Here is a 12076-nt window from a genome sequence, read left to right as displayed (position 1 = left end):
AAGTCCCTGGAGCTGCCGCGCAGCCCCAGGGTCTTAAACACACCCCTGTTCCAGCAGCCACCGCCGCACCATCGCCTGCTGCTGCGCAGACCGATCTCGCAATAGCTCATGCAGCGACAGCCCCGCCCGCACCCCGCGTACCACAGGCGCCAACTCGACCCCGTGCAGGTGCCACACCCCCAACGGCTGGTCTGCCGTTACCACTACCTCGGCCTCCTCCACGAAATCCTCACGCAACACGGGCCGACGCTCGAGCGTCACCGCGCCCCAGGCGGCCTGCGCATGGACCGGTTGCGCATCCGGCCATGCGCGGCGCGCAGCCCAGAACGCAGCACTCGCCCGCAATTGCTCCTGGGCGTAGAAGTCCCGACCAATCCGGGCAAAACGCAGGAACAACTGCTCGATCCGCGTCTGATGAAAGCGCTGCGCCAGGGCGGCGTGCTCAGGCCGCCGTAGCAGCGTGTTGATCACCACCGGCGCCTGCAAGGCCGATGACAACGACTGGAAAATCCCGTTGCCCGACAGCGGGTCGACCGCCATCGCCGCATCCCCTACCCGCAGCCAATCATCGCCTGCGCAGGCGTAGGCCAAAGTCGCCGTGCTGCTACGGGCATACACCTGCGCGGGAGCGAGGGCCTGTTCATCGAACAGCGCCAGTACCTGCGCCGAAGCACGCCGGCGTTCGGCGCAATACGCCGCCAGCTGCGCCTTGCCCGGCAGGCTGGCCGTACCGGCATCCAGCGTGACTTGCCAGTAGCAGCGGCCATCGGCCAGCCGCGCCATCCACGCCCAGCCATCGGCCAGGCTCTCCACCGCCGAAGCCGCGGGCCCCGGTGCGCCCTGCCAGAGATTGAGCAGGCTGACCGTCTCCGGCCCGCGCAAACGCCCTTCGGCCAGCGGTGCCTGACGGCCACGGGCCTCGACCAGAAAATCGCCGCGCAGGACCTGGCCATCGTCCAGGCGCACCCGATGGCCACCCTCGCGCAGCACCTCGCGTACTCGGCCTTCGATCACCTCGACCCCGGCCCGGCGCAGGTCATCACGCAACGCCCGGTCGAAGCGCTGGCGGTCGAGCAAGCACTCCTGGTTCAAGCGCAGCTGTTGGCCATTCCACTGCACCTGCCGCGCGGCGGAGGTGGTGGCTTGCGCGAGTGCCGCCCCCAGACCGGCATGGCGGAGCCCGTCGAGCACGCGCTGGGAAACCCCCTCGATGGCGGCGAAACGGCGCCAGTCGCTCACCACGGTCACCGCGTAACCCAGGCGGCGCAGCCCCAGGGCCGTGGCCGCGCCGGCCGGGCCGGCGCCAAGCACAACGATGCGTGCGTCAGCCATCAGCCTGCCCCTTGCGCTCCGGGCCCGTGAACGCCGCGTGCTGCTTCAACCAGTGGATCAACGCCAGGTGGTCCGCCCCAGGCCGATTGCGCAACAGCGCGGCGAGGCGACCGCTGAAGGCACCACAGGCCAGGCTCGCGCCTGCCGCACCGGTAGTACCCACATACGCACCGAAATCGGCCTGGGCGGTACCCAGCCAGGACCATTGACCCGGCGCACAGCGGGCATCACCCGTCACCCGGATCACCCCGGGGTAGCTCGCTGGATACACCGGTTCACCCCTTGCCGGGCTGGAGGCACACAGCAGCACCCCGGCGGCCTGGGCTTCGGCGCAGGCCTGGCGCAACACCGGGCGGTCCTGGTGCAGGCCCAGGCTCAGGTTGATCACACTGGCGCCCTCTTCCACCAGCCACAGCAGCGCGGCAGCCACTTGCAGGGCGCTGGTGCTCCACTGGCCCTCGAACACCTGGGCCAGCAGCAGCGGCATGGCCCCGGCCTCACTGCGAAAACGCTCGAGCACGGCGCTGCCATGGCCAAGGGCATCGGGCAGCACTGCGCCTTCCTGCAGCACGCCGTCCGCCAACCAGAAGCGCCGGGCATCGAGCAGCATGGCGGCCTGAGCGGGCGAGCAGCCGCTGTCGATCAGGCCAACGCGCAGTTCACTGGGCATGCTTGGCAGGCTCCTTGACCCGCAGCAGGCCGTCGCTCAAGTGCAGGTGCAGGTCGGCATCGGCCAGGGTCGAGGCACGGTGGCTGATCAGGATGCGCGTGCGCCCGGCAAACAGCTGATCGATGGCGGCGATCACTTCGCGCTCGGTGGCTTCGTCCACCGCCGAGGTGGCCTCGTCGAGCACCAGGATCGCCGGTTGCTGCAGCAGCGCCCGGGCGATGGCGATCCGTTGCTTCTGGCCACCGGAAAGCTGCTGCCCACGCTCACCGAGCAGCCCGTCCAGGCCCAGTGGCAGGCTGTCGCGCAAAGTATCCAGGCGGGTCAGGCGCACCACCGCTTCCAGCTGCTCACGGGTCGCTTCGGGCGTGCTGTAGGCGAGGTTCTGCGCCAGGCTGCCACGGAACAGCACGATGTCCTGGCTGACCACCGCAATGCGCCGACGCAAGGCCTGCAAGTCGAGTTGGCGCAGGTCGGTACCATCGAGCAGGATGCGCCCGGTGTCGGGATCGTAGAACCGCTGCAGCAGGTCGATCAGGGTCGATTTGCCGACGCCCGACGCGCCGCTGATGGCGATTTTGAGCCCGCCCGGCAAACTGGCATCGGCACCGCGCAGCACAGCGCCCTGGCGCTCATCGTGGGCAAAATGCACGCCTTCGAGCCGCAACGTGCCGGGCCCGTCGGCGATCGGCTGCGGAGCTTGGGCGGGCCGCACCGCGACCGGTTCGCGCTTGAGCTCCATCACCCGTCCCAGGCTCACCGCCATGCGCTGCACCGCCACGTACAGCCCCAGCAGGCTCTGCACCGGGCCTACAGCCATGCCCATGTAGGTAGAAAAGGCGATCAGCGCGCCCAGTTGCCAGGTGCCCTGGATCACCCACCAGCCACCGACCAGGAATGCGCAGGCCCGGCACCAGGAAGTCAGCGTGCCGGGCACCGCCTGGGTAAAGAACTCAGTGACCTGCACCTTGAGCAACTGCCCCATGTAGCCCTGCCCCAACTGTTCGAGGCGCTCGGCCTCGCGCCGCTGCTGGCCGGCGGCCTGGATGAACTTCATCGCCGGCAGCGTCTCGACCAGGAACGACGACACATCCGCCGAACGTTCGCGCAGGCTGCGTACCTCGCGCTCGACCTTGCGTCGCATCCAGCGCAGCCACAGCACTTCGAGCGGAATCAGCAACGCCAGCAGCAGCGACAGCTGCCAGGACAGCATCAGCATCAAGGCCACCGCGCCGACCAGGCCGATCAGCGCCGACACCGCCGAGAACAGCGAGTCCACGGCAAAGCGCTGGATCTCGGCGACATCGCCATCGAGCCGCGACAGGATGTCACCGGTGCGCCGGCGCCCGTAGAAGGTCGGCGAAAGTTGTTGCAGGTGTCGGTACAAGTCGTCGCGCAGGGCGAACAGGATGCGCCCGGACAGGCGCGTGTGCAGGTAGCGGTTGATCCCCGCCAGCAACGTGCCGAGCAGGCCGGCAACGATCATGATCGCCGCCATGTGCCAGAGGGTCTGGTAATCCTTGGCCAGCAGGCCCTCGTCGATCAGCGTCTTGACCAGCCAGGGTTGCGCCAGGGCCAGCAGCGAGGCGCCCAGGGACAACCCCAGGAGCACGCCGATGGCGCCACGCTGCGGGCGCACGAAGCCGTAAAGCCAGGCCAGGGCCTGGCGCATCAACTGCGGATCGCTGGATTCGATCAATCGGGAGAACAGTCCGCCCATGGCTCAACCACGCAACTGCTTGAGCTTGCGATACAGCGTCGCCCGGCTGATGCCCAGGGCCTCGGCGGCGGCCGAGACATTGCCCTGGTGCCGGGCCAGCGCGGCGCGGATCAGTTCCAGTTCGTTGTCGCGCAGGCTGCCGGACGGCGCGGCGCCGCTGGCCAGTTCGTCGAGCAGGCAGTCGGTGAGGTGGTCGAGGGTCAGCACCTGCTCACCCTCCTCGCGCATTGCCAGGGCGGTGCGCACCACCATTTCCAGCTGGCGGATGTTACCCGGCCAGTCGAAGTTCTCCAGCAGCGCGACCAGTGCCGGGTCGAGGCTGACAGCACGGGCCCCGGCCTTGTCCAGCAGGCCCTGGATGATCGTTGCCAGGTCGTCGCGCTCGCGCAGTGCCGGCAGGCGCAGGGACACGCCATTGACCCGGTAGTAGAGGTCTTCGCGGAAGTGCTGGTCGGCGACTCGGCGTTTGAGATCGCGATGGGTGGCGCAGATCAGCGCCACGTCGATGTCCTGCTCGTCGCCAGCGCCAAGGGGCGCCACCCGGCGCTCCTGCAGTACACGCAGCAGGCGCGCCTGCAGGGCCAGCGGCATGTCGCCGATCTCGTCGAGGAACAGCGTGCCGCCATGGGCCTGCATCAGCCGCCCGACCATGCCGCCCCGGCGCGAGCCGGTGAAGGCGCCGTCGCGGTAGCCGAACAGCTCGGACTCGATCAGCCCCTCGGGAATCGCCGCGCAGTTGACCGCCACGAATGGCTTGTCGGCACGCGGACCGGCCTGGTGCAGGGCACGGGCAACCACCTCCTTGCCGGTGCCGGTTTCGCCCAGCAGCAGCACCGGCAACCCGTTCGCCAAACCCTGGCGGGCCATGCGCAAGGCACGCGCCAGGCGCGCATCGCCACCGGCCAGCGCTTCCAGTGCCTGGGCCTTCGGCGCTGCTGGCTTGGCGATCGGCGACGGGCCGCTGATGCGCGCATGTCGTGGCAGTTGCAGCGCCCGGAAAAAGAATTCGCCCGCCGCCGTCTGCACGCTGCTGACACCGCCCTGCCACAGGCGCGCGATGAACGCCGGCGAGCGCTCGCCCAACAGGTCGCTGCTGCGCCGCCCGAGTAGCGCCTGGCGTGGCATCTGCAACAGCTGGCAGGCATTGTCGTTGGCTGCCAGCACCTCGCCCTCCAGGCTCAGCGCCAACAGGCCCTGCCAGGCGCTGGCCAAGTATTGCGGGCGGCTGTGGAAGGCCAGCACCAAATGCTCGGGATGGTAGAGCCCGAACAACCTGCCTTCGATATTGCCGGCGGCGAGCAGCAACGTGGACAGGCTGTCCTGGGGCTGGGCCATGACCCCTTCACGGGTCACGTCGAGCACGCCGATCACTTCGCCACGCGGATCACGCAGCGGCACCGAGGTGCAGGAGAACGGGCTGAGCCGGTCCAGGTAGTGCTCGCCGCAGTTGATCAGGGTCGGCTGGCCCTCGACCACCGCCGTGCCGATGGCATTGGTGCCGCGCAGGGCCTCGCTCCAGCAACTGCCAGGGTGCAGGTCGCGCAGGCCCTCGCGCTCGAGCACGTGTTTCTGGCCGTCGATCGTCAGCACGTTGGCCTGGGCGTCACCGAGGATGACGATACCGTTCTTTCCCTGGCGCTTGATCAGGTAGTCAAGCTCGGGGGTGGCCGCGTCGATCAGCAGGCGGTTGTGTTCCAGCAACGTGTTCAGGTCCAGGCCGTGGCGAATACCCAGGCCGACCTGCTCGCCCTGCAGGCAGTCCAGGCCATGGCCAAGGCTGCGCCGCCAGGAGGCGTCGATCTCGTCGCGCAGCATGCCGCAGGGCAGTTCGCCTTCGCTGGCAAGCTTGAGGCGGACTAGGCGGGATTGCTGCAAGGGGTCGTTGGCGGTTGTTGTTGGAAGTTGTCGCGCCATTGCGTGCTCCTGGTGTGCCCCGCTCAGGCGGGGCAACGGGCATCGGATTTTTCGGCAGTGTGCTTCAGAATTGGCTGTCAGTCATCAGCTTCGGCAGACACCGAGCCTCACCCCATTCCCCAATGCTGGGGCCACCCGCCCACCATGGCTACCTCGACAAACCGTTGCCGGGACGCTGAAACCCTCGTCGCAAAGGCCCTGGGTGCCTCTCTGCAAAACCTGGCACAACAGTTGCCGATCCCTCTCCAGACGCCCCAACCCATGGGCCCGTTTGCAGGAGGAAGAAACTCATGCACCGACCGACACCCCACCCGCTGGCCGTGGCGATCTTCGCCGGCCTGCTCCAGCTCCCGGCCCAGGCTGCGCTGTATGCGGTCGACCCCGGTCCCTACACGCTACCCACCGGCAAATTCGCCGCCTGGTACCAGGACAGCCACGGCCGGGTGCTCGACCTGTGCCTGTCCAAGGCGGTGAGTTCACGGGTCGCCGGTGCCCCCGGTGCGCCTTCGTACATGTGTACGCTGCTGCCCACGCCCGGGGTGTTCGACGATACCCAGCCCATCGTGTTCCCCAGCAACTTCCCCGACGAGGCCTTCTGGTTCACCGCCGATGCCGCCATCGTCGATGCCGCCCGCGGTATCGACCTGAGCTACGGTTCGGCCATCGAAGCCGCGTTCAGCGCCGAGGAACCGGTGGATGGCGACCAGGTCAGCTTCGCCCGGGTACGTATTCGCGTCGATGTGCCGGTGGCCGGCACTTACGTGGTCACCCACCCCTATGGTGTCGAAGTGTTCGATGTCCCGGCGGCTGGGCGCCGGGCGATCAACATGACCCGTGACATCGGCATCGGCACGCCAGGCGACTACAGCGGCGCGCTCAAGGGCGACGTCGGGCCGTTCCTGCGCAGCGTCAACGGCCCGTATACAGAGACCAACCCAGGCACAGGCGCCAGCGAGCGCTACATCGGCGATCCGAACCTGGAAGAGCCGGTCACCGGCAGCCCGTTCAACACCAACTTCGTGCGCATCGAGGGCCCCAACGGCATCGACCTGCGCACCGAGGTCTTCGCCATCTCCGGCAAGCTGTCCACGGTCAACCGACCGACACCGCTGATCCCGCTGCGCAGCACCTATTCGCGGCATACCGAAAATGGCGACCTGCGCGCCCAGCAGGACGTGTTCGTCATGGCCCCGCCGGCGCCCGCCACGGTCACCCTGACCAGCCAGACCCCCACCCTGCCCCTCGGCGAGGCCAACGGCACCGGTGCCTGGTACGCCCAGTCGCCGCTCAACCCGACCCTGCCGCTGACCTTGCAGGTGACCGCTGACAACAGCTTGGCCATCGCCACCAGCACCCCGACCAGCGCGCCGATGCCGCTGACCGACCTGGTGACCATCAGCCGCGCCGAATACAGCCTGGGCAGTGGCCAGCTGACCCTGGTGGCCAGCAGCAGCGACGAGACCAGCCCGCCGGCCCTCACCGCCCGCACCGGCAACGGTGCATTGATCGGCGGCCTGAGCGGCAACGGCGCGGTCAAGACCCTGACCACCGGGCTCTCGCCGATCCCGCCAGCGAAGGTGCAGGTCACCAGCGCCCATGGCGGCAGCGACAGCGAAGACGTGGTGCTGGTGCCATGAACAGGACACGCCTTCAAGGAGGCAGCATGAATACTTGGTCGCGTCGCGCGCTCTGCGCCGCCGGTTTCACCCTCACCCTCAGCAGCGCGGCCTGGGCCGCACTGTCGGAGGTCGACCCCGGCCCCTACACCTTCGCCACCGGGGGCTACCCCATGTGGTACAAGGACGCCAACAACCTCGCCCTGGAGCTGTGCCAGTCGCGTGCCACCAGCACCCGCGCGCCCGGTGGGCCCGGTGCCCCGGCCTACATGTGTACCCTGCTGCCCGAACCCGGGGTCTATGACGATGCCCTGCCGCTGGTGTTCCCGGACAACTGGCCACCGGAGATGTTCTGGTTCCTGGCCGAGACCGAGATCCCCCAGGTGGGCAACAGCGGCTACGAGCTGGAAGTCTACGTGGCAGGCCTCGAGGCAGCCTTCGCCGCTGAAAATCCTGTCGAAGGCGATCAGCAGAGCTTCGCCCGCATCCGTATCCGCGCCTCCGTGCCGCGCACCGGCACCTACACCATCACCCACCCCTATGGCGTCGAGACGGTCAACGTGACCACGGCGGGCCGGCGAGCGATCAACATCACCCGCGACATCGGCATCGGTGCCCCCGGCAACTTCAGCGGCGCGCTGAACGGCAACCTCGGCCCGTTCCTGCGCGGTGTCGGCGGCCCATACACCGAGGTCAACCCGGACACCGGCGCCACCGAGACCTTCGTCGGCGACCCGAACATCACCGAGGCGGTCACCGGCAGCCCGAACAACACCAACTTCGTGCGCATCCAGGGCCCGGCGGGCACCATCCAGACCAACGTTTTCACCGTCTCCGGCAAAGTCCTCGACCAACGCCAGCAAACCCCGGTGACGCTGGAACGCGCCACCTACCAGCGCAACGCCGCCGGCACCCGCGTCGAAGTCTTCGCCAAGGCGCCGAACAGCGCCAGCCTGTGCCTGCGCAACGGCCTGGCGCTGGTCGGCTCGCCGCCTTCGCCCTGCCAGTTCAGCATGCTCGCCGACAACAACGGGTTGTTTTTCAACCAGCAACTGAGCCAGGCGGTGCCACCGTCGGTAGTGGTGGTCACCGCCAGCAGCCCGACCGGCACCACCCGCCCGACCGCGCTGTCGAGCAAACTCAGCGATGTGGTCAAGGTCGGCACGGCTCGCTATGACTGGAGCGCCAAGCGCTTGCTGATCGAAGCCCGCTCCAGCGACGAAGTCGTGGTGCCGGACTTGCTGGTCCAGGGCTTCGGGCGGATGTCCAAGTCCGGCGTCCAGCAAAGCCTCACGGTCAACGACCTGGCCCAGCCGCCGGCCAGCATCACGGTCAAGTCGGCGCATGGTGGTTTCGACGTGGAACCGGTGGTGGTGGTCGGCAACGCCCCGGTGCAGGCCGAGAACCAAGCCCCCGTGGCCCAGGCCGACAGCGCCAGCACCAGTGTCGGCATACCGATCACCCTCAACCTGCTGGCCAACGACAGCGACCCGGACGGCAACGTGCCGCTGAGCATCGCCGACCTCACCCAACCGGGCACCGGCCTGGGCGGCGTGGTGCTGAACGGCACCACGGCAGTGACCTACACCCCGCCGGCCGGGGCCACCTCGCCGCTGGTGGCGACCTTCAGCTACCGCGCGCAAGACGCCAAGGGCCTGAAATCGCCGGTCACCACCGTGACTGTCAACGTCGCGCCGAACCGTCCACCAACCGCAGTGGCCGATAGCGCCGCCACCCTCGGCGTGCCACTGACCATCAACGCCCTGGCCAACGACACCGACCCGGAAGGCAACCTGCCACTGACCATCGCCAGCGTCACCCAGCCGACCCCGGCCGGGCGCGGCACGGTGAGCACCGACGGCAACGTGATCACCTACACGCCACCGGCCACGGTCAGCGCGGCGTTCACCACCAGCTTCACCTACGTCGCCCGTGACGCGATCGGTGCCACCTCGACGCCCGGCACGGTCACGGTGCAGGTATCGCCACGACCGGCCCAGGAGACCTTCGCAGTCACCGCGGCGACGGTCACGGCGCGCTCCAACAACCGCTTCAACTGGGACATCAGCGGCACGTCCTCGGTGACCACCGGCAACACCATCACGGTGCGGGTGACCACCACCAGCGGCGTGCAGACCCTGGGCACCACCACCGTGCCGGTCACCGGCCGCTGGCGCCTGACGGTGAGCAACAGCACCACGCTGATCCCGACCGCCGCGCCAACCGCGACCGTGACCAGCAGCCAGGGCACCACTCGCACCACCAACGTGGTCGTGCAGTAGCGCCGGGAGGATGCCATGAACGCCCTGTTTCCACTGCTGCTGTGCCTGGCCCTCGGGGGCCAGGCCTGGGCCGACGACCTGATGGACAACGCCGACCTTGCCGCCGGCAGCGACCTGGGCGAGCCACTGGTGCTGCGCCTGCTGCCAAGCGGCGCCGGCCAGGTCGCAGTGATCGAGCAACTGGGCAGCGGCAACCGTGCCGCCCTCGACCAGAACGGCCAGGCCCTGCTGGGCCGGATCGTCCAGGCCGGGGGCGCGCAGGAGGCTTACATCCTGCAGGAAGGTAGCGACCTGACGGCCGTTATCAGCCAGCAGGGCCAGGGCAACGACGCGACGATCCGCCAGAGCGGCAGCGGCAACAGCGCTGCCATCGAGCAGATCGGCAACCACAACAGCGCCACCATCGACCAGCGCGGCACGGGGCTCAACAGCGCCGTGACCCAGGCCGGCAACGGCCAGCAGGTCCACATCACCCAGTACCGCTAGGCACTCATCGACAGATCTGGAGGCAACACCATGCACAAGCTCGCCCCCCTGAGCGCTGCCATCGTCCTGGCCCTTGCCGGCCAGGCCATGGCCGACGACAGCACTTCGACCCAGTCCCAACAGGGCAACCAGAACATCGCCGAGGTCAAGCAGACTCAGGCGTCGTTCGCCTCGGCCACGCAGAACCAGGCTGGCCACGACCACAACCACATGGCGCTGCAGGACAGCAGCACCAGCCATATCCAGCAGAGCGCCACCGGCTCGTTCAACGCCGGCTACGCCGAGCAGCTGTACGAGAACGGCAGCCAGATCACCCAGCAGTCCGGCGGCAGCCTCAACGACGCCTTCGCCAGCCAGTCGGTGGGCGAGAACAACGAAGCCCTACAGGTCCAGCAAGGCAGCGGCAACCGTTCGGTCATCTGGCAGGACACCCAGTACGGCAGCCAGGCCACCACCTTGCAGTCCGGCCATGGCAACGACGCCACGGTGGAGCAGCTGTTCGGCGGCAGCAACAACAAGAGCGTGATCATGCAGGGTGGCAGCGACAACCAGGCGGCCGCCGAACACATGACCCACCAGGACGGCGATATCGCCATCTACCAGGAAGGCCGGCAGAACTGGGCCTACGGCGACCAGCGCGACGGCCTGGGCGGCACCATCGGCATCAACCAGTACGGCACCGGCAACTCGGTGGAGGTGTGGCAGGACAACCAGGCCGCGAGCCAGGCCAGTGTCTACCAGAACGGCCAGAGCAACGAAGGCTACATCGACCAGAGTTTCGGCCAGGCCAACAGCGCGGGCCTCAGCCAGACCGGCCGTGGCAACGCCAGCTGGTCGGACCAGTTCGAAACCAACCAGGCGGTGACCAGTATTTCCCAGGTGGGCAACAACAACCTGCACTTCACCTACCAGACCGGTGACAACCACAGCCTGACCATCAGCACGGTGGGCAACGCCAACAAGATCATGGCCAGCAACTGGAAGGGCGATAAGTCCGGCGGGCAGTTCGGTGTCGGTCAGCAGGCGCAGATCAACCAGGCGGGCAATGGCAACGGGGTCAACCTCACCCAGGAAGGCAACAGCCAGATCGCCCGGCTGAATCAGGATGGCAACCGCAACCAGATGGAGACCCGCCAGGCCGACAGCAACAACGAGCTGTACTTCGAGCAGAACGGCAGCGACAACCTGCTCATCGCCGACCAACGTGGCACCGCCAACTATGCCGAGGGGCTGGCTGCGGGCAATGGCGGCAGCATCACCCTCGAGCAGTCGGGCAGTGGCAACCAGAGCTACACCTATCAGCTGTATGGCAGTGGCAACGAGGCGACCATCAAGCAGACCGATGGGGTCAACCTCGCCTATGTGACCCAGGGGGGTAATGGCAACCAGGCGTTTGTCGACCAGAGTGGGGCTAGTCAGACGGCCACCATTACGCAGTTTGGGAATGCCAATATGGCGACTGTTACCCAGCAGTGACGGGGTTTCCCCTTGGACCGTGGCGTTGGTTCTCCCCTGGCGCTGCGGTTCTTTTTTTCTTTGGTTTGGGTTTGGGTTCGGGTTCGGGTTCGGGTTCGGGTTCGGGTTCGGAGGCGATTGTTTTTGTAGGCTCATTCGTAGAAGATGTCGACATTTAGTCACCATTTCGCCTTTACGGCGACCTACTTTTCTCTTGGGAAAAGTAGGCAAAACCGTTCGGCTCCGTTCATACGGCCCCTGCGCTTCGCTACGGGGTTCCCTCGCTCCGGGCTCGCTCCGGGAGGACGCGCCGACGGGCCATCCATGGCCTGATCGGCGCTTGACGGGCATCCATGCCCGTCACCTCCCTGCGCAAGCCCTGCGCTCGGCCTCCTGAAGTCGCAATTTGTGGCGCCTGAACTATCGCGCGCTTAGAAGCAAGATCAAAAGCGGATCAAGGGCGGATCAAGGGCGGATGAAGGGCGGGTCAAAAGCAAGGGAGGGAATGGCAGACTTCGGGGCGGCCATTCGTCGACAGCGGAGAAAAATTGTCGAATTGCCTCACGTGCATGCGACTAACAGGTGAACCCCCCAAGCGTGGAGT

General features: G+C 67.5%; 8 protein-coding genes. 4 read left to right on the top strand and 4 right to left on the bottom strand.

Annotation, left to right across the window (positions count from 1 at the left end; genetic code table 11):
* Positions 1–33: 33 nt before the first annotated feature.
* Genes qhpG through KSS90_RS11330 form a run of 4 tightly spaced genes read right to left on the bottom strand, consistent with a single transcriptional unit; the run spans position 34 to position 5633 of the window.
* Positions 34–1332: a flavin-dependent monooxygenase QhpG gene (gene qhpG, locus KSS90_RS11345; RefSeq protein WP_217869455.1), complete on the bottom strand. Its 1299-nt coding sequence runs from the start codon at positions 1330–1332 to the stop codon at positions 34–36.
* Positions 1325–2002, bottom strand: coding sequence for a subtilisin-like serine protease QhpE (qhpE, locus tag KSS90_RS11340; RefSeq protein WP_217869454.1), 678 nt, complete (start codon positions 2000–2002; stop codon positions 1325–1327). The genes qhpG and qhpE overlap by 8 nt, the downstream gene beginning before the upstream one ends.
* A complete protein-coding gene (locus KSS90_RS11335) occupies positions 1992–3719 on the bottom strand; it encodes an ABC transporter ATP-binding protein (protein ID WP_217869453.1) in 1728 nt (575 codons plus the stop codon). The genes qhpE and KSS90_RS11335 overlap by 11 nt, the downstream gene beginning before the upstream one ends.
* 3 nt (positions 3720–3722) lie before the next feature.
* On the bottom strand, positions 3723–5633 hold the full coding sequence (locus KSS90_RS11330) for a sigma-54-dependent Fis family transcriptional regulator (protein ID WP_217869452.1): 1911 nt from the start codon (positions 5631–5633) through the stop codon (positions 3723–3725).
* 290 nt (positions 5634–5923) lie between these two features.
* Here KSS90_RS11330 and KSS90_RS11325 point away from each other — a divergent pair, with 290 nt between their 5' ends.
* The 4 genes from KSS90_RS11325 to KSS90_RS11310 are packed head-to-tail and all read left to right on the top strand — an operon-like array spanning position 5924 to position 11493.
* Positions 5924–7270: a hypothetical protein gene (locus tag KSS90_RS11325; protein WP_217869451.1), complete on the top strand. Its 1347-nt coding sequence runs from the start codon at positions 5924–5926 to the stop codon at positions 7268–7270.
* A 26-nt stretch (positions 7271–7296) separates the two neighbouring features.
* Positions 7297–9531 (top strand): Ig-like domain-containing protein, encoded by a 2235-nt coding sequence (locus tag KSS90_RS11320; protein WP_217869450.1) that lies wholly within the window; start codon positions 7297–7299, stop codon positions 9529–9531.
* A 15-nt stretch (positions 9532–9546) separates the two neighbouring features.
* Positions 9547–10017 carry a curlin gene (locus KSS90_RS11315; RefSeq protein ID WP_217869449.1) on the top strand — a complete coding sequence of 157 codons (471 nt, stop codon included), beginning with the start codon at positions 9547–9549 and terminating at the stop codon, positions 10015–10017.
* Positions 10018–10047: 30 nt separating this feature from the next.
* Positions 10048–11493 carry a curlin gene (locus KSS90_RS11310; protein ID WP_217869448.1) on the top strand — a complete coding sequence of 482 codons (1446 nt, stop codon included), beginning with the start codon at positions 10048–10050 and terminating at the stop codon, positions 11491–11493.
* Positions 11494–12076: the final 583 nt, after the last annotated feature.

The sequence above is a fragment of the Pseudomonas maumuensis genome (genome assembly GCF_019139675.1).
Classification (GTDB): Bacteria; Pseudomonadota; Gammaproteobacteria; order Pseudomonadales; family Pseudomonadaceae; genus Aquipseudomonas; species Aquipseudomonas maumuensis.
This window is presented reverse-complemented; position numbering and strand designations above follow the sequence as displayed.

Bases quoted from the DNA above. Each gene is read 5' to 3' on its own strand.
- qhpG (WP_217869455.1), bottom strand. From the start codon at position 1,332: ATGGCTGACGCACGCATCGTTGTGCTTGGCGCCGGCCCGGCCGGCGCG.
- qhpE (WP_217869454.1), bottom strand. From the start codon at position 2,002: ATGCCCAGTGAACTGCGCGTTGGCCTGATCGACAGCGGCTGCTCGCCC.
- KSS90_RS11335 (WP_217869453.1), bottom strand. From the start codon at position 3,719: ATGGGCGGACTGTTCTCCCGATTGATCGAATCCAGCGATCCGCAGTTG.
- KSS90_RS11330 (WP_217869452.1), bottom strand. From the start codon at position 5,633: ATGGCGCGACAACTTCCAACAACAACCGCCAACGACCCCTTGCAGCAA.
- KSS90_RS11325 (WP_217869451.1), top strand. From the start codon at position 5,924: ATGCACCGACCGACACCCCACCCGCTGGCCGTGGCGATCTTCGCCGGC.
- KSS90_RS11320 (WP_217869450.1), top strand. From the start codon at position 7,297: ATGAATACTTGGTCGCGTCGCGCGCTCTGCGCCGCCGGTTTCACCCTC.
- KSS90_RS11315 (WP_217869449.1), top strand. From the start codon at position 9,547: ATGAACGCCCTGTTTCCACTGCTGCTGTGCCTGGCCCTCGGGGGCCAG.
- KSS90_RS11310 (WP_217869448.1), top strand. From the start codon at position 10,048: ATGCACAAGCTCGCCCCCCTGAGCGCTGCCATCGTCCTGGCCCTTGCC.